The sequence below is a fragment of the Streptomyces sp. NPDC003393 genome, from assembly GCF_053589015.1.
On the sequence record NZ_JBSFRB010000016.1, the window covers coordinates 116,377 to 132,196 of the forward strand.

The following is a 15,820-nucleotide window of genomic DNA, read 5'->3' on the forward strand; positions in this document are numbered from 1 at the left end:
CCCCTGCTCGGGCGCAGCCGAGAGCCGGGGGGAGGGTGTACGCACCAGTCGCACCAGGTGACGGCGCGCCACCCGGGCCCATGAGTACACGAGTACAGGAATGCGAGCACCGGTGCAGAAGACGCGGCCTCGGCGCACAGGCAAGCAGACGGCGACCGGGAGGAGCCCGGAGAGGACGTCCGGCACTCCCTCCGCCACCGACCGGTCCGCCGTTCCGGTGGGCAAGGGCCGCCCGACCCACGTACGCAACCGCCTCATCGCCGCCGTCGCCGTCGTGGCCGCGGCCGTGGCCGGGGCCGGCGCCCCCTCGGTGATCGCCGCCTCCGGGCAGCTGAGCGACTCCCAGGACCTGGTGACGCTCGCCGGGCAGACCCAGGACGCCCTCGCCCTCGCCCACGCGCTCGCCGACGAACGCGACGAGGTCACCTCCTACGTCGCCGCCGGCCGTCCCAAGTCCAAGGCACCCTCGGAGCAGCGCAGCACCCGCGTGGACCGCCAGGTCGAGGAGCTGCGCGCCGCCACCGACACGCCCGCCTGGCTGCGCAGGGACCTGGACGGCATCGCTGCCGTGCGGCGCTCGGCGCTCACCGGCCGGACCACCGCCCTCCAGGCCCACCAGGCGTACTCCGCCACCATCGCCGAACTGCACCGACTCGCCGAACAGCTGGCCGAGCAGATGCCCCCGCGGGCCGGCGCCGGGGCGCACGCCCTCGCAGACCTCGACACCGGCGTGCAGCAGGCCGCCGCCGCCCGCGGGCTGCTCCTCGCCGCCCTGAACGTGCCCCGGTCCAAGCAGACCGTGATCAGCCCGGTCACCGGCTTGCCCACGACCGTCACCACCTCCTCCGAGGCCGACGCCAAGCAGCGCGACGCGCTCACCGCCGCCGCCCAGCAGGCCCGGGTCCGCTCCGACGCGGCCCTCGCCGGGTTCCGCGCCACCGCCCCCGAGGCGGCCCGCGCCTCCTACGACTCCACCGTCACCGGCCCCGAGGTGAAGTCCGCCGCGAGCTACCTGGCCAAGCTCACCGACCAGCCGACGCTGTCCGACTCCGACCTGGCGACCAGCACCAAGAAGGCGGACGCCGCCCTCACCGCCCGCACCGACCTGATGCGCGGCGCGGAGGCGTCCCTCTACGACCACCGCACCAAGGACCTGGCGAAACTCCGCGACGACGACGTCACCGCACTGGAGATCCGCATCGCCCTGCTGGGCGCCCTGATGCTCGTCGCCATCGGCGTCGCCACGGCCCTCGCCCGTACCCTCACCCGCCCGCTGGCCGTGCTCCGCCTCGGCTCGGCCCGGCTGGCCGGCGCCGAGGACGCGAGCACCGAGGAGCCGATCAGGTTCACCGGGCGCAACGACGATTTCGCCCAGGTCGTCCGCTCCGTCAACACCCTGCACGCGCAGGCCGCCGCCCTCGCCGAACGGGTCGCCACCCTGGAGGCCGACCGCAAGCACCTGATCGGCGGGCGCCAGAAGATGGCCGAAGCCCGCGAGGAACTGCGCGCCGAACTGGCCACCGCACACGCCCAGCTCCAGCGGATGCGCACCAGCATCGGCTCCACCTTCGTCAACCTGGCGCTGCGCACCCTGGGACTGGTCGAGCGACAGCTCGCCGTCATCGAGGGCCTGGAGGAGCGCGAGCAGGATCCGGACCGCCTGGCCACCCTCTTCAAGCTCGACCACTTCGCCACGGTCATGCGCCGGCACAGCGAGAACCTGCTGGTCCTGGCCGGCACCGAGCACGTCCAGCAGCACGCCGGTCCGGTCCCGCTGGTCGACGTCGTGCGCGCCGCGGTCAGCGAGATCGAACGCTACGAGCGCGTCCGTATCGCCGCGCTGCCGCCGCACGCGCATGTGGCCGGCTTCGCCGCCGACGACCTCTCCCACCTGCTGGCCGAACTGATGGAGAACGCCACGTCGTTCTCGCCGCCGGACCAGCCCGTGGAGGTCTCCGGCTGGCTCCTGGAGAACGGCGAGATCATGCTCTCCGTCCGGGACGAGGGCATCGGCATGGCCGACGATCGGCTCAGCCGGCTCAACGACCGCCTCGCCGAGTTCGACCCGGAGGCCCCCTACGACCAGGAGGGTGAGAGCGGCCTGGGCCTCGGCCTGTACGTGGTGGCCCGCCTCGCCCACCGGCACGGCGTCCGGGTGCGGCTGCGCGAGCAGAAGCAGGGCGGCATCGCGGCGGTCGTCGTCGTACCCCAGCCGCTCCTGGCGGCGGCCCCCGCCTCCGCGGCGCCCGCGACGGCGCCGGCCCACGGCGGCACCGGAACGTTCTCCCTCCCCGGCGCGGACGCCGAGGTCAACTCCAACGTCCTGCCCGCCCGGCCCAAGGACGGCGCCACCGACCCACTGGTGGCCCTGGCGGAGCGGACGGTACGGCGGTCGGAGGCCGCGGAGGGCCCGGAGGCCGCCGCCGGGCCGGCGGCGGACGCGAAGGCCGAGACGGCGCCGGAGTCCCCGGTCACCGAGGGCGCGCCGGAGCCCGCTGCCGTCGAGACGGCGCCGCAGCCGTCGAGCGTCGAGAGTGCGCCCGAGCCCACGGTCACCGAGAGCGCACCGGAGTCCCCGGTCGTCGAGACGCCACCGGAGTCCCCGGCCGAGACGACGATGACCCTGCTGATCCCGCCCCCGGCGGGAGAGCGGGTCGGCCGGCAGGCCCGCACCGCAGCGGAAGCCGGCCCTGCGCAGGCAGGTTCCGCGGCCACCGGCCGCGAGCCCGCCCCGCAGGCGCCACCCGGAGCCGGCCACGAAGCCCGTCGGGACGCTGCGGCCGGGAGCGCGTCCGGGGCCGACGGCGAATCCGAGGCCGAACACACCCGCGCACCCGAGGAGCCCGTCACCGCCAAGGGGCTCCCCAAGCGCACCCCCAAGATCACCACGCCCACCCACACCCCGCGCCAGCGCACCGGCTCGGTGGACGCCGAGGCGCTCCGCCGCCGCCTGGGCGGCTTCCGCCAGGGCGCCCAGGCGGGCTACCGCGACGTGGAGTCAGAGATCGCGGAACGGACGGCGCAGCACCAGCGGCCGGCACCGGCCGCCGGCCGTACACATGCCGAGGAAGCCACGGGGGGCACAGTCGAGGAGGCAAGCAGTTGACAGCGTCCACCACCTTCGGACTGAGCAGTGAGGCCCGCAACCTGCACTGGCTGCTGAACAACCTCGTCGAGGAGGTGCCCGGCATCGAGTCCGTCGCCGTGGTCTCCTCCGACGGTCTGCTGCTGCTCTCTTCCGACCAGGGCCGCATCGAGGAGGCCCGCCAGAGCCGTGCGGCGGCCCCCGGCGGCCCACGCGGCTCCGCCGCCGACCTCGCCACCGTCGTCTCCGGCATCGGCAGCCTCACCGTCGGAGCGGCCCGGCTGATGGAGTTCGGGGCGGTCAAGCACACCATGGTCGCGATGGACGAGGGCAGCCTGTTCGTGATGTCGATCAGCGACGGCTCCCTGCTCGGCGTGCACGGCTCGGCCGAGTGCGACATGAGCGTGGTGGCCTACCACATGGCGCTGTTCGTGGGCCGAGCCGGACACGTCCTGACGCCCGAACTCCGCAGCGAGCTGCGGAAGTCACTGGAGTCCGAGTCGGCGGGGAGCACCCGATGAGCAGTGCCATGAGCAGCCCGATGAGCGGTAGGCCCAAACACCAGCTCCCGGTCCGCGGCGGGGACCGAAAACCCGCCCGCGTGCGCCCCTACTCGCTCACCGGCGGCCGCACCCGCTTCGGCCACGTCCTCCTCGTGGAGACGTTCGTCGGGAGCACGGCCGCGCTGGAGGCCCCCGAGGAGCACAAAGAGCTGACCGGGGGCACCGCCCACGCGCTGAGCAGTGGGGCAGGTTACCTCAGCAGCCGGGTCATGCCGGAGATGCGGGCCATCGTCGAACTGTGCCGCCGCATGCGGACGGTGGCCGAGATCGCCGCGCTGCTGAGGATGCCGCTCGGTGTGGTCCGGGTGCTGTTGAGCGACCTGGCGGACCAGGGAAAGATCCGTGTGTACGGCACCGGAACCGGTCACGGCACCGGCCGTCCGGACCGCGCTCTGCTGGAAAGGGTGCTGAGTGGACTCCGTCGTCTTTGAAGACACCGATGAGGACCTGAAGTCCTGGCAGACGGACCGCACCCGGGCCCCCATCGCCACGAAGATAGTGGTGGCCGGGGGATTCGGGGTCGGCAAGACCACGCTCGTCACCGCGGTCTCGGAGATCACGCCGCTGCAGACCGAGGCGCTGATGACCGAGGCCAGCGCCGAGACCGACGACCTCACCGCCACGCCCGGCAAGCTGACCACCACCGTGGCCATGGACTTCGGCCGCATCACGCTCGACGACGACCTGGTGCTCTACCTGTTCGGCACGCCGGGCCAGCAGCGGTTCTGGTTCATGTGGGACGATCTGGTGCGCGGTGCGATCGGTGCCGTCGTCATGGCCGACACGCGGCGGTTGAAGGACTGCTTCCCGGTGCTCGACTACTTCGAGAGCTGCGGGCTGCCGTACGTCGTCGCGGTCAACCACTTCGACGGCAGCGAGCTGTTCGAACCGGCGGATGTGCGGGAGGCCTTGACGATCCCCGCGCACATACCTGTCATGATCATGGATGCGAGGCGGCGGATCTCGGTGATCGAGACACTGCTGTCCCTCGTCGGCCACGCGCTGGACGAAACACCCGAGTAGGAGAACAGCACCCGTATGCGGAAGATACTCGTCGTCGGAGCCGGCCAGTCCGGTCTCCAGCTCGCCCTCGGCCTCCAGTCGCACGGGTACGAGGTCACCCTGATGTCAAACCGGACCGCGGACGAGATCCGTTCCGGCCGGGTCATGTCGACGCAGTGCATGTTCCACACCGCGCTCCAGCACGAGCGGGACCTGCAGCTGAACTTCTGGGAGTCCCAGGCCCCGAGGATCGAGGGACTCGGCGTCTCGGTCGCCGCCCCCGGCTCCTGGAGCGAGGGCCCCGCGGCACGCGCGATCGACTGGGTGGGCAGGCTCGACGGGTACGCGCAGTCGGTCGACCAGCGGGTGAAGATGGCCGGCTGGATGGAGACCTTCGCGCAGCGCGGCGGCCAGCTGGTCATCCACGGCGCGGCCGTCGGCGACCTCGACTACTTCTCCCGCGCCTACGACCTCGTCCTGGTCTCGGCGGGCAAGGGCGAGCTGGTGTCGATGTTCGAACGGGACGCGGAGCGGTCCCCCTACAGCGAGCCGCAGCGCGCGCTGGCGGTGGCGTACGTGCACGGTCTGGGCCCGCGCCCGGAGCACCCGGAGTTCGACGCGGTCCGCTGCAACCTGGTCCCCGGCGTCGGCGAGCTGTTCGTCATGCCGACGTACACCCTTTCCGGCCGTGCCGACATCCTGTTCTGGGAGGGCATCCCCGGCGGCCCGCTCGACGCGTTCACGGGCGTGAAGGACCCGGCCCAGCACCTGGCCCTGACCCTGGACCTGATGCGGACGTTCACGCCGTGGGAGTACGAGCGGGCCACGAAGGTCGAGCTGACGGACGCCGGCGGCACCCTCGCCGGCCGCTACGCCCCGACCGTGCGCAACCCGGTCGGCCGGCTGCCCGGCGGCGGCCTGGTGCTGGGCGTGGCCGATGTCGTGGTCGCCAACGACCCGATCACCGGCCAGGGCTCCAACTCGGCCTCCAAGTGCGCGGCCGCCTACCTGGCGTCCATCCTCGAACACGGTGACAAGCCGTTCGACGAGGAGTGGATGCGGCAGACGTTCGACCGCTACTGGAACACGGCTCAGCACGTGACCAAGTGGACGAACGCCATGCTCGCTCCGCCGCCGGAGCACGTCCTCAACCTGATCGGCGCCGCCGGTCAGCTCCAGCCGGTCGCCGACCGCTTCGCCAACGCCTTCGACAACCCGGCCGACTTCGAGGACTTCTTCTACGAGCCGGCCCGGACCGAGGCCTACCTGGCCGAGGTCGCCGGGGGAGCGGCCGAGTAGTAGCCCGCGTCCGAACCGCGCAGGGCACCCTTGGGAAGCCTCGGCGGCATGTAGCTCCGCAGGGGCTTCCCGCCCGGGTCGGGCCGTACCGCCCCCAGCACCGGGTTGGACGTGACCGGCGACACCTTCACCCGGGCGCCGGGCCGGGGCGCCTGCACCACCATGCCGCCGCCGAGGTAGAGAGCGACGTGCGTGGCCCCGGGGAAGTAGACGACCAGGTCGCCGGGGCGCAGGTCCTTCATCGGCACCCGCTTCAGCCGCGCCCACTGCGCCTGGCTGGTCCGCGGGATCGGTTTCCCGGCCTGCTCCCAGGCCTTCGAGGTCAGCCCCGAGCAGTCGTACCCGTCGGGGCCCTCGGCACCCCACACGTACGGCTTGCCCAGCTGCCGCACCGCGTAGCGCACCGCCTTCTCGCCCTGCGCGGTGGGCGGCCTGCCGGCGACGAGCGCCCCCGCGGCCAGCAGCTCCCGCTGGGCCTCGCCGATCCCGCCCTTCCCGCTCCGCTCGGCCGCGGTGAGCGCCGCCAGCTCCCGGGCGCTCAGCGAGGCGAGCAGCTTCTCCACGTCCAGCAGCCGCTTGCGCACCTCGTCGCGGGCCCGCTGCTGTTTCCGGACGATGATCAGCTGCGCGTCGTACGCCGTACGGGCCGCGCGGGCGAGTTCGGACGCCTTCCGCTCGTCCGCTTCCAGCCGCCCCACCTTCCGCGACTGCTCCCGGGACAGCCGCCCGAGCATCTCTCCCGCCTCCAGTGCCTGCTGCGGATCGCGGGCCAGCAACAGCCGCAGGTAGGGCGAGAAGTTGCTGTTGCCCTGGTACTGGAGGCGGGCGAGCCGGCCGGCGTCCTCCATGCTGCCGCGCAGGGCGGACCGGGCCCGGGTGAGGCCGGCGTCCATCCGTTCGACGACGATCCGCTGTTTCTGCAGCCGGGCGGCGAGGGTGTTGTAGGCCGTGGTGGCCTGCTCGGCCTGCCGGTACAGCTTCTGAAAGTCGCTCAGCAGGGCGGTGGCGGAGCGGTGTGCGGGCCGGGCGTTCTGCTTGGCCTGCCTCGGCTGTCCCGGCTCCGGCCGCTGTCCGAGCCGGCCGGACGGGCCGGGTTGTCGGAGCGGGCCGGCCGGCCCGTACGGCCAGGGTCGCAATGGCTTCGCCTGCGACAGCGCCTGCGGTTGGGGCTGTGGCTGTGGCTGTGGTTGCCGAAGCGGCTGCGGGACGGCCGTGGCGGCCGTCGGAGCGAGAGCGGCCTGCGCCGCCACCGCCGCCGTGCACACCAGTCGCAGCACCCGTCCTGACACGTCATCACCTCCGGTGCGGGAGCGGTCTCTCCGCTCCCCACCCGTGAGGATTCGGCCTATCAACCGACGATGTTGGTCAGGTCTGCGCCATGCGGCGCACCGCGATCACCCTTCCGTGTCACCCGGCTTGCCGTGCGAGCCGTTTCGGGGCGCCGGCCGGGACCACGGCCACTTCAGCCGGGGCCCGGAATCGCCCTCGGGATCGAACGCGTACTTCCACCCCCGCGGCAGCCCCAGCCTCTTGCTGTGCCCCCGCGGCACCCGGCGGTAGACGAGCACGGTCGGCGGCCCGCCCGCCGCGTCCGGGACCGGGATGCGATACGTCTTCGGCGGGTGCCCGGTGGGCCCCACGAGCACGGGCAGCACCCGCCCGTCCATGGGCCCGCCCTCGAACGGGGTGTCTTCGCTCTTCACGCCACCAGTGTCAGCCATCCGCCGACGCGAGCGCCCGCACCAGCGCGGCGGTCTGCGGGTCCCGGGCGGCGGTGACGTTCAGAACGGCCGTGAACTGCTCGACCAGCCAGTCCCGCAGTTCCTCGGCGGGCGGCTGTTTGCCCTCGTCGAGCCAGATCAGGGAGGCGGCCTCCACGGTCGTGATCCACACCCGGACGGTCATCCGCAGCCTCGGTCCGGGGTCCGCGACCTCCAGGTGGCTGAGGATGTGCTCGGCGGCGGCCCGGCGCACACCGTCCACGATGGCGGTCGTCCGGGACGTCTCCACCACGCTGCCGCCCTGGAGCAGCGCGGTGAAGCCGGCGTCGTGCGAGTCCACGAAGCGCAGATAGCGGTCCAGGGCACGGGCGAGGCGGCGCAGCAGCGGGCCCTCGTGCGGCTCGTCGAAGCAGTGCCGCAACTCCTCGGCGGCGGAGCGCAGGGCCGCCTCGTACAGCTGCTGCTTGCCGCCGGGGAAGTACCGGTACACCAGCGGGCGCGACACCCCCGCCGCCTCCGCCACGTCGTCCAGCGACACGTCCTCGGGGGCCTGGTGCGCGAAGAGGGACAGCGCCGCGTCGAGCAGCTGAGCACGCCGCTCCTCGACGCTGAGGCGGCGGTAGGCGGGGGTGGACGCGGCAGGGCTCATGCCGGGCAGCGTAATCGCTGCCCGGCCGCTCCAGCCGGGCGTCGCGGCGCGGCGGCCACGCCACCGCTCGCCGCCCACGGCCTGCGGCCCAGGAGGTACGCGGTCCACGAGGACCGCACTACGCCAGCAGCCCGGACGACCGCCACAGCTGCCGTCCGACACCGCGCAGCACGCCGATGTCGTCCAGGAAGTCCGTCAGCCGCTTGGCGCCGGTCTGCATGACCTCGCGCCGGTGCCCGCTCGCCTTCACCTGGGCCATGGCCTCCCGCTTGTCGAGTCCCACGTTCGTGTAGACCTCGGGGTTGATGAAGGCCACCGAGAACACCCGTGCGAACTCGCCGGAGGTCACCCGGGTGAACTCCTTGGACCACCTCGGGGCGGTCAGCATCTGGCGGCGCAGCTCCTCACGGGCGTAGCGCACGTGCCGCGCCTCCTCCACCACGTGGATGCGGGTGACCCCGCGGATCAGCGGCTGCACCCGCTCGTCCGGGAACGTCAGCCGCTGCATCCAGTCCAGGACCTCCTCGCCGAGCAGGGTGGCGGTGAAGGAGCCGGGGGTGGTGGAGATCGTCTTGAAGAGCCGGCCGAGGTTCTGGTGGACGCGGCTGACCGGGTACCAGGGCGTGCCGCCGCGCGCGATCACGCGGGCGAACATCTTCGAGTGCCGGCACTCGTCCTCGATCTCGGTGAGGGCGTAGCGCACGTGCGCGCTCGTGGCCGCCTTGTCGTAGATGTGCCGCACCAGCAGCTGCATCAGGATCAGCTCGAACCAGATGCCGAGCGAGGCGAGCGCGGCGGCCTCGTGCTGGGAGAGGGCGATCCGCTGTTCCTCGCTCATCCGCTTCCACAGCGGGGTGTCGTACAGGGACACCAGCTCCGGCGGCCAGAACCACTTGCCCTCCTCGAAGGGCGCGTCCCAGTCCAGCTCCTCGTCCGGGTCGAAGGAGTGCTTGGCGGAGGAGGCGAGCAGCCGCTCGGCGACCTGCTCGCGGTCCTTGAGCAGACCGAGCGCGTCGCGCAGTCCGGCGAGCGCGTCGGCTTCCGTCACGGTCGTCATGGCTGTCCCACCTCGTCGTACGGGGTCGTGGCCGGCGTGGCCGGTTACGTGGTTACTCGCGGGTCAGATCACCCGCCTCTTATAAGACTGCTTGTCAGCAAGCCCGTCAATCTCTTGCACACGACTTGTTGACTCGGCGTCTACGTGTGACTCTGCGAGGTATGCCGACCTACGACCTGTACACCAGGGACCCGGGAGACCCGCACTGGGCGGTGCCCGCGAGCGGGGCGGCCCGCTTCAGTTGGGAGTACGACGACGGCCGCGACCGGCTGCTGGCCCTGTACCAGAAGGGCAAGGACAAACAGTGGGACGGGCAGAAACGGATCGACTGGGATCTGGAGGTCGATCCCCGCGACCCGCTCGGGACGCCCGAGGAGGCGATGACCCTCTACGGCACGCCGTACTGGGCGAAGATGACCGACAAGGACAAGGGTGAGCTGCGGCAGCACTTCGCTTCCTGGCAGTTCAGCCAGTTCCTGCACGGCGAGCAGGGCGCGATGGTCTGTGCCGCGCGGATCGTGGAGTCCGTCCCCGACCTGGACGCCAAGTTCTACTCCGCGACCCAGACCATGGACGAGGCCCGGCACGCCGAGATCTACGGCCGTTTCCTGCACGAGAAGATCGGGATGGTCTACCCGATCAACGACAACCTCCAGGCCCTGCTCGGCGACACCCTGCGCGACAGCCGCTGGGACATGCCCTACCTGGGCATGCAGGTCCTCATCGAGGGCCTGGCCCTCGCCGCCTTCGGCATGATCAGGGACACCACGAACAAGCCCCTGCCCAAGCAGATCCTCGCCTACGTCATGCAGGACGAGGCCCGGCACGTGGCCTTCGGCCGCATGGCCCTGCGCGACTACTACAAGCAGCTCACCGACGCCGAACTGCGCGAGCGCGAGGAGTTCGTCATCGAGGGCTGCTACCTGATGCGCGACCGCCTGCGCGGCGTGGAGGTCCTGGAGAACTTCGGCATCCCGAAGGCCGAGGCCGAACAGCTCAGCGAGCGTTCCGAGTTCCTCCAGCTCTTCCGCCGGCTGCTGTTCAGCCGCATCGTCCCCTGCGTGAAGGACATCGGCCTGTGGGGCAAGCGCCTCCAGGAGGCCTACGTCGACATGGGCGTCTTCGAACTGGGCGACTCCAACCTGGACCTGCTCATGGCCCAGGACGAGGAGATCGCCGAACAACTCGACGCCGAGCGGTTCGCGGCGGAGGAGAAGGCACGGGTGGCGGAGGTGGAGGAGGCGATCGAGGGGGGTCGACGGTTCGGCGGCTGATCACTCTTCGACGGGACCCAAGGCGTACGTGCCCATGGGCATCTTCTGGAGCCACCGGTAGTCGCGCAGTACCAGCACCACCAGGGTGAACAGGGCCACGCCCAGGGCGGACCACACCAGCTGGGCGGGCGCGGCCTCCTCGCCCGGCGTCTCCAGGTCGAGCCGGTGGATCAGCACCAGACCCAGCCCGTTGAGCAGCACGCCGATCGGCAGCAGCAGCGGGTCGGCGTACGGCGCCCGCAGGCGCACCGCGGTGGGCGCGAGCAGCGCGAGCACGCCGAGCCCGGCGCCGTAGCCGGCGGCGCCGGGCGGGACGGTGCCGTGCTTCGCCAGTCCGACGGCGCAGTAGCCGTACACGGACAGCAGGACGGCGAGGACGATCAGGGAGAGTTCGACGCCGCGGCGCCGGGGGAGACGGACGGTGGCGGTCGCCGCGGAGGAGTGTGGCGGGGAGAGGAGTGGCGCCGCCGCGGTGGGCCCGGCCTTGGCCATGCCGGGAATCTACCCAAAACCGGCATCCCGGGCCGAGGTGGAGGTCGGCACCGCGTGGCGCGTCAGCACCAACGCGGCGCGGGCCCGACGTTGTCGATGTAACGGGCCGCTCCCCAGGTCCAGCCGCCGTCGGCGAGCAGGTACCACAAGGGGTTCCCGTGCACGTCCTGTCCGGGCGTCTTGCAGTGGATCCAGACGACCTCCCCCTTCCGGGCCGGCCGCACGACCGGGCTGCCGCGGTCCGGCCGGGCACGCAGGGCCAGGCCACCGCGGGCCGTGACCACGCCCCGGTAGAAGCGGGTGCCGTTGTCGGAGCCGACGACAGGGCCGTCGCTCGGGGACTGGGCGGCCGCGGGCCGAGGTGTGGTGCCCCCGGAGGCAGCGGGGCTCGGGGTGCTGGGGGCGCTCGCCCCGGGAGCCGGTGCGGCGGCGCGAGAGGGGGTGGGGGCGTCGCCTGCGCCGTCGGTGCCGACGGCGCGCGTGACGGCGGCGGCGGTCAGCAGCGCCCCGGCGGCCGCCACCACGGCCAGCCGGGTGAGGAGGAAGCGAAGGGGCAGGGGCGGCATGGGAACCTCCGGCTGAGGTGGTGGGGCGGGGCGTGAAGGGCGCCCGGCACCTGGTGGAAAAATCTGACTGTTCGCCACATTAGGAGCAGGGCTGGGTGTGCGCCCGCCTCGTTGCGCCATCGGAAAACAGCGTCACCTGATGGGGCGTCAGGCGGATGTTGATGACGCCCGGTCGGGGACCGGTCCCTCGGCAGCCGGTGAGTCCAGCGCCTTCTGAGGCACCGTCAGGGCGGCCGTGGCGCCGCCGTCCGGGCCGCTGCCGAACTCCATTCGGGCGCCCAGCACCTCACCGCCTGCCCCAGTGCGATGGCCGGATCGAGGCCGTGCCCGGCCGCCCCGCCCTCCGTGCGGAAGCGCTGCGGACCGCGCTCCAGGAGGTACGGCGGACAGCCCTCGCCGTGATCCCGCACGGTGACGACCGGCCCCTCCACGGTCACCGCGACCGGCGGCCTCCCGTGCTTGTGCGCGTTGACCACAGGATTGCCGAGCACCCGCTCCAGCCGCCGCCGGTCGGACTCCACGTACACGTCGATCACACGCCGCGCAGGACCCTGACCCGGGTGCCGGTCTCCGTGTCGCTCTCGCCCGCGACGATCCGGTACCGGTCTCCGTGCCGCCTTCGCCCGTGATCCGGGACCCGGTCTCCGCGGCGCTTCCGCCGGCACCCGCACCCGCGCCGGCATCGCTTTCCGCGCCCGTACCCGCGGTCGCGGTTCCGGCCGCGCCCATGGGTCCCACCGCGCAGGCCGCCCCGACCGCTCGTTTCCGCCACCGCGCTCAGATGCCCGCCGTCGAGGTCAGCCGCTCCCGCCCCGCACCCAGCCGGGAGATCTCCAGCAGGTCCTCGGTGAGGGTGCGCAGCGCGGCCGCCCGGTCGCGATCCGTGGTCGGCGTGGCGCCGGCGACCCGCCGCCGTGGCCGGCAGCAGCGTGACCAGGGCGGTGACGAGGGCGGGACGTCGGCGACACACGGCTCTTCGGTGTCTCCGGTGGTGAGGGCGGGGCGGGACGGGGCGGGCATGGAGCACCAGTGGGCCGGAAGAGCGCTGAAGGTACACGCCGAAGGCAAGAGACCCTGCGGACGACCGCCCTTCAGTCCCCGACGCCCGGCGTTCCCTCCCGGCTTCTTGCCGCGGGAGCGTCACGCCTGTTCCATGGTCATAGGGGTGATGGTGCATGAGCGGACCACGTCGACAGCCCGGCCGCCCCGGCCCCGGCCGTCTGCGCGTCATACCGGACTGGAGCCACGGACAGGAACGGCTCTACGTCTGCCGTCCCGACGGGAGGAACATCGCCTGGTACGACCGGGAGGCCGCCCGCGTCCATCTGCTCAGCGCGGACGAGCAGGAGGACGTGCTGGACGCCCTGGGCCCGTATCTGACCGGCCCGGTCGCGGTGGGCCCGCCCCCGGTGCCGACGGCCGCCGATCTCGCCCGGCTCAGTCTGCACCCCGACGACGACCTCGCCCCGAACCGCCCCGGCGAAGCCCTGCTGATAGCCCTGGACCGGGAACCCGGCCACGGCCCCACCCACCGCCTCCGCCCCGACCCACGTCGGCGGGCGCTCACCGCCGAGCAGACCGTCGGTGACGTCCTCGACAGCCTGGACGGCGCCGGCTGGCGCGCCCTGCACTCGATACCCCTGCCGGGCGGCGACCGCATCCACCACCTGGTGATCGGGCCCGGCGGACTCTTCGCCGTCCGCGCCGTGTACGCCCGCAAGCAGCGGGTGCGGATCGACGACCCCATGGTCACACTGGGTCGCCACGGGCCCGAGCCCCTGCTGCGCGGTGCCCGCTCCGCCGCCGACCGCGCCTCCTACGCTCTCACCGCCGAGGTCCATCCCCTGCTGGCCCTCACGGCCCCGGCCGACCTGCGCCTGACGACCGCGCCGAGAGACGTCCGCGTCCTCGACGACCAGGCCCTGACCGGCCTGGCGCGCCTGGGCGGCGTCCTGAAGCCGGCCGATGTGGAGGCCCTGTACGCGATGGCGAGGGACAGACACACGTGGGGGAGGGTGTAGCCGCCCGGCCGCGGGTGCGAGCGCTCCCACCCCACGCTCACGGCAACTCGGCCGCACGCTCGGCGTCCAGCAGCGGCGCCAGCAGGTCCCCGTGCCTCTGCACCCGCCCCACGACGTCCGAGGCCAGGAACGTCAGCGCCCGCGCTCCCCGGCACTCCGCGACCTCCTCCCACGACACCGGTGCCGACACCGTCGGCTCCGCCCGCGCCCGCACCGTATAAGGGGCCGCGGTCGTCTTCCGCGCCGCGTTCTGGCTCCAGTCGACGAACACCTTCCCCGGCCGCAGACTGCGCGTCATCCGGTGCAGCACCAACCGCGGCATGGCCTTCTCGGCCTCCACTGCCAGCGCCTTCGCGTACTCGGAGGTCCGCTCGCTGGACGATCCGCGCACGGCGGCCAGCAGGTGCAGCCCCTTGGACCCGGAGGTCTTGGCGTACGCCTCGACCCCGTCGGCCGCCAGCCGCTCCCGCAGCCACAGCGCCACCCGGCAGCAGTCCACCACCGTCGCCGGCGGCCCCGGATCGAGATCGAACACCAGACGGTCGGCCTCGCCCGGGTCCTCGATCAGCCACTGCGGGGTGTGGAACTCGGTCACCAGATTGGCCGCCCACATCAGGCTCGCGAGGTCCTGCACCAGGACCATCCGCGCCGGCCCCTCCGACCGGGGCACCTCAGCGGTCGTCACCCACTCGGGGGTACCCGGCGGCACGTTCTTGACGAAGAAGACCTGTCCGTCCGGGCCGTCCGGATAGCGGAGGAAGGACAGCGGCCGGTCCCGCAGATGGGGGAGCAGCACCTCGGCGATCGTCGCGTAGTAGTGCAGTACCTCAGCCTTGGTGAATCCGGTCGCGGGATACAGCACCTTCTCCAGGTTGCTGAGCGCGAGCCGTCGCCCCTCCACCTCTGTGATCGGCGCCATACGATAAGAAAACCACGGAATTCACCGCGAACTGTCTCAAACCGTCCCGAACAGATCCGGAAGGTGCTGCACGTGCGATCCATCTGGAACGGTGCCATCTCGTTCGGCCTGGTCAGCATCCCGATCAAGCTGGTGAACGCCACCGAGAGCCACACCATCTCCTTCCGCCAGATCCACACCGAGGACGGCGGTCGCATCCGCTACCGGAAGGTGTGCGAACTGGAGGACCGCGAGGTCGCGCAGTCGGAGATCGGCAAGGGCTACCAGGACGCGGACGGCACGATCACCCCGATCACCGACGACGACCTGGCCCACCTGCCGATCCCGACCGCGAGGACGATCGACATCGTGGCCTTCGTCCCGGCGGACCGGATCGATCCGCTCCAGATGGAGAGCGCCTACTACCTGGCCCCCGGCGGCGCGCAGGCGGCCAAGCCGTACACGCTGCTGCGGGAGGCCCTCAAACGCAGCCGGAAGGTGGCGATCGCGAAGTTCGCGCTGCGCGGCCGCGAGCGCCTGGGCATGCTGCGCGTGGTGGACGACGTCATCGCCATGCACGGCCTGCTCTGGCCGGACGAGATCCGCGACCCCCGGGGCGTGGCTCCGGAGGCGGACGTCACGGTCCGCGACAAGGAACTGGATCTCGCCGACGCCCTGATGGACACGCTCGGCGAGGTGGACCTGGCCGACCTGCACGACGAGTACCGGGAGGCGCTGGAGGAGGTCATCGCGGCCAAGGCCGCCGGCGAGGCACCCCCGGAGACCCCCGAGCCGGCCCCCGGCGGCAAGGTCCTCGACCTGATGGCCGCCCTGGAGAAGAGCGTCCGGGCGGCCAAGGAGTCCAGGGGAGAGGAGGTTGCGGGCCCGAAGGAGGCCAAAGGCCCGGAGGAAGCCGCCGCGGAGGAACCGGCGGAGGCCGAGGTCAGACACCTGCCGCGCCGCAAGACCGCCCGCGAGACCCCCGAGAAGCGGCCCGCGAAGAAGCAGGCGGCCCCTTCGGGCAAGAAGACGGCGGCCAAGAAGACGGCGTCCTCGACGAAGAAGTCCGCGTCCAAGTCGGCTCAGCAGCCGAAGAAGACGGCCGCGACCGCCAAGTCCACGACGAAGAAGACCCCGGCGAAGAAGACGGCGGCACGCAAACGCACGGCCTGACCACTACGGCCCGTCCGGGC

At 72.4% G+C, this 15,820-nt stretch carries 14 protein-coding genes and 2 pseudogenes; 8 read left to right on the forward strand and 8 right to left on the reverse strand.

Translation table 11 applies throughout. From position 1 onward, the window contains the following. The first annotated feature begins 112 nt into the window (after window positions 1-112). Genes ACWDUZ_RS18070 through ACWDUZ_RS18090 form a run of 5 tightly spaced genes read left to right on the forward strand, consistent with a single transcriptional unit; the run spans window position 113 to window position 5,949 of the window. A complete protein-coding gene (locus ACWDUZ_RS18070; RefSeq protein WP_451632786.1) occupies window positions 113-3,106 on the forward strand; it encodes a nitrate- and nitrite sensing domain-containing protein in 2,994 nt (997 codons plus the stop codon). Continuing rightward, window positions 3,103-3,606 carry a roadblock/LC7 domain-containing protein gene (locus tag ACWDUZ_RS18075; protein ID WP_451632787.1) on the forward strand — a complete coding sequence of 168 codons (504 nt, stop codon included), beginning with the start codon at window positions 3,103-3,105 and terminating at the stop codon, window positions 3,604-3,606. Before ACWDUZ_RS18070 ends, ACWDUZ_RS18075 begins: the two co-directional genes overlap by 4 nt. Before the next feature lie 20 nt (window positions 3,607-3,626). Then, window positions 3,627-4,079, forward strand: a complete 453-nt coding sequence (locus ACWDUZ_RS18080) for a DUF742 domain-containing protein (protein WP_451632815.1) — start codon at window positions 3,627-3,629, stop codon at window positions 4,077-4,079. Then, window positions 4,060-4,671, forward strand: coding sequence for a GTP-binding protein (locus tag ACWDUZ_RS18085; RefSeq protein WP_030170383.1), 612 nt, complete (start codon window positions 4,060-4,062; stop codon window positions 4,669-4,671). The genes ACWDUZ_RS18080 and ACWDUZ_RS18085 overlap by 20 nt, the downstream gene beginning before the upstream one ends. A 15-nt stretch (window positions 4,672-4,686) precedes the next feature. Then, complete coding sequence (locus ACWDUZ_RS18090; protein WP_451632788.1) at window positions 4,687-5,949, forward strand: styrene monooxygenase/indole monooxygenase family protein; 1,263 nt, start codon at window positions 4,687-4,689, stop codon at window positions 5,947-5,949. Here ACWDUZ_RS18090 and ACWDUZ_RS18095 read toward each other — a convergent pair. The 4 genes from ACWDUZ_RS18095 to ACWDUZ_RS18110 all read right to left on the reverse strand — a co-directional run bounded on the left by ACWDUZ_RS18095 (window position 5,913) and on the right by ACWDUZ_RS18110 (window position 9,376). Continuing rightward, the gene (locus ACWDUZ_RS18095) at window positions 5,913-7,238 is read right to left on the reverse strand and encodes an NlpC/P60 family protein (RefSeq protein WP_451632789.1); all 1,326 of its coding nucleotides are present in this window, start codon (window positions 7,236-7,238) and stop codon (window positions 5,913-5,915) included. The genes ACWDUZ_RS18090 and ACWDUZ_RS18095 overlap by 37 nt on opposite strands. Before the next feature lie 105 nt (window positions 7,239-7,343). Then, window positions 7,344-7,670, reverse strand: a complete 327-nt coding sequence (locus tag ACWDUZ_RS18100; protein ID WP_451632790.1) for a hypothetical protein — start codon at window positions 7,668-7,670, stop codon at window positions 7,344-7,346. Then, entirely contained in the window at window positions 7,663-8,319 is a 657-nt protein-coding gene (locus tag ACWDUZ_RS18105; RefSeq protein WP_451632791.1) for a TetR/AcrR family transcriptional regulator, read from the reverse strand. The genes ACWDUZ_RS18100 and ACWDUZ_RS18105 overlap by 8 nt, the downstream gene beginning before the upstream one ends. Before the next feature lie 118 nt (window positions 8,320-8,437). Continuing rightward, the gene (locus tag ACWDUZ_RS18110) at window positions 8,438-9,376 is read right to left on the reverse strand and encodes an AurF N-oxygenase family protein (RefSeq protein ID WP_451632792.1); all 939 of its coding nucleotides are present in this window, start codon (window positions 9,374-9,376) and stop codon (window positions 8,438-8,440) included. A gap of 161 nt (window positions 9,377-9,537) precedes the next feature. Between ACWDUZ_RS18110 and ACWDUZ_RS18115 the strand changes: the two genes are divergently transcribed. Continuing rightward, window positions 9,538-10,650 carry a ferritin-like domain-containing protein gene (locus ACWDUZ_RS18115; protein WP_451632793.1) on the forward strand — a complete coding sequence of 371 codons (1,113 nt, stop codon included), beginning with the start codon at window positions 9,538-9,540 and terminating at the stop codon, window positions 10,648-10,650. Window positions 10,651-10,692: 42 nt separating this feature from the next. Here the strand turns inward: ACWDUZ_RS18115 and ACWDUZ_RS18120 are convergent. From ACWDUZ_RS18120 to ACWDUZ_RS18130, 3 genes and pseudogenes are all read right to left on the reverse strand, one after another. Next, window positions 10,693-11,142: pseudogene (locus ACWDUZ_RS18120) on the reverse strand (FtsW/RodA/SpoVE family cell cycle protein); the annotation flags it as partial. Window positions 11,143-11,204: 62 nt separating this feature from the next. Continuing rightward, the gene (locus tag ACWDUZ_RS18125; protein WP_451632794.1) at window positions 11,205-11,708 is read right to left on the reverse strand and encodes an SH3 domain-containing protein; all 504 of its coding nucleotides are present in this window, start codon (window positions 11,706-11,708) and stop codon (window positions 11,205-11,207) included. A gap of 147 nt (window positions 11,709-11,855) precedes the next feature. Continuing rightward, window positions 11,856-12,587 (reverse strand): annotated as a pseudogene (locus ACWDUZ_RS18130) (ATP-binding protein); the annotation flags it as partial. 296 nt (window positions 12,588-12,883) lie between these two features. Between ACWDUZ_RS18130 and ACWDUZ_RS18135 the strand changes: the two are divergent. After that, window positions 12,884-13,729 (forward strand): nuclease-related domain-containing protein, encoded by an 846-nt coding sequence (locus ACWDUZ_RS18135; protein WP_451632795.1) that lies wholly within the window; start codon window positions 12,884-12,886, stop codon window positions 13,727-13,729. Between the two features lie 37 nt (window positions 13,730-13,766). On the opposite strand, the gene ligD is transcribed toward ACWDUZ_RS18135, so the two are convergent. Continuing rightward, entirely contained in the window at window positions 13,767-14,648 is an 882-nt protein-coding gene (gene ligD / locus ACWDUZ_RS18140; RefSeq protein WP_451632796.1) for a non-homologous end-joining DNA ligase, read from the reverse strand. Between the two features lie 72 nt (window positions 14,649-14,720). Between ligD and ku the strand changes: the two genes are divergently transcribed. Continuing rightward, a complete protein-coding gene (ku, locus tag ACWDUZ_RS18145; protein WP_451632797.1) occupies window positions 14,721-15,800 on the forward strand; it encodes a non-homologous end joining protein Ku in 1,080 nt (359 codons plus the stop codon). The last annotated feature ends 20 nt before the right edge of the window (window positions 15,801-15,820 follow it).

Coding starts and splice junctions, on each gene's coding strand:
- ACWDUZ_RS18100 (WP_451632790.1), bottom strand. CDS start 7,670: ATGGCTGACACTGGTGGCGTGAAGAGCGAAGACACCCCGTTCGAGGGC.
- ACWDUZ_RS18080 (WP_451632815.1), top strand. CDS start 3,627: ATGAGCGGTAGGCCCAAACACCAGCTCCCGGTCCGCGGCGGGGACCGA.
- ACWDUZ_RS18125 (WP_451632794.1), bottom strand. CDS start 11,708: ATGCCGCCCCTGCCCCTTCGCTTCCTCCTCACCCGGCTGGCCGTGGTG.
- ACWDUZ_RS18105 (WP_451632791.1), bottom strand. CDS start 8,319: ATGAGCCCTGCCGCGTCCACCCCCGCCTACCGCCGCCTCAGCGTCGAG.
- ligD (WP_451632796.1), bottom strand. CDS start 14,648: ATGGCGCCGATCACAGAGGTGGAGGGGCGACGGCTCGCGCTCAGCAAC.
- ACWDUZ_RS18110 (WP_451632792.1), bottom strand. CDS start 9,376: ATGACGACCGTGACGGAAGCCGACGCGCTCGCCGGACTGCGCGACGCG.
- ACWDUZ_RS18135 (WP_451632795.1), top strand. CDS start 12,884: ATGAGCGGACCACGTCGACAGCCCGGCCGCCCCGGCCCCGGCCGTCTG.
- ACWDUZ_RS18090 (WP_451632788.1), top strand. CDS start 4,687: ATGCGGAAGATACTCGTCGTCGGAGCCGGCCAGTCCGGTCTCCAGCTC.
- ACWDUZ_RS18115 (WP_451632793.1), top strand. CDS start 9,538: ATGCCGACCTACGACCTGTACACCAGGGACCCGGGAGACCCGCACTGG.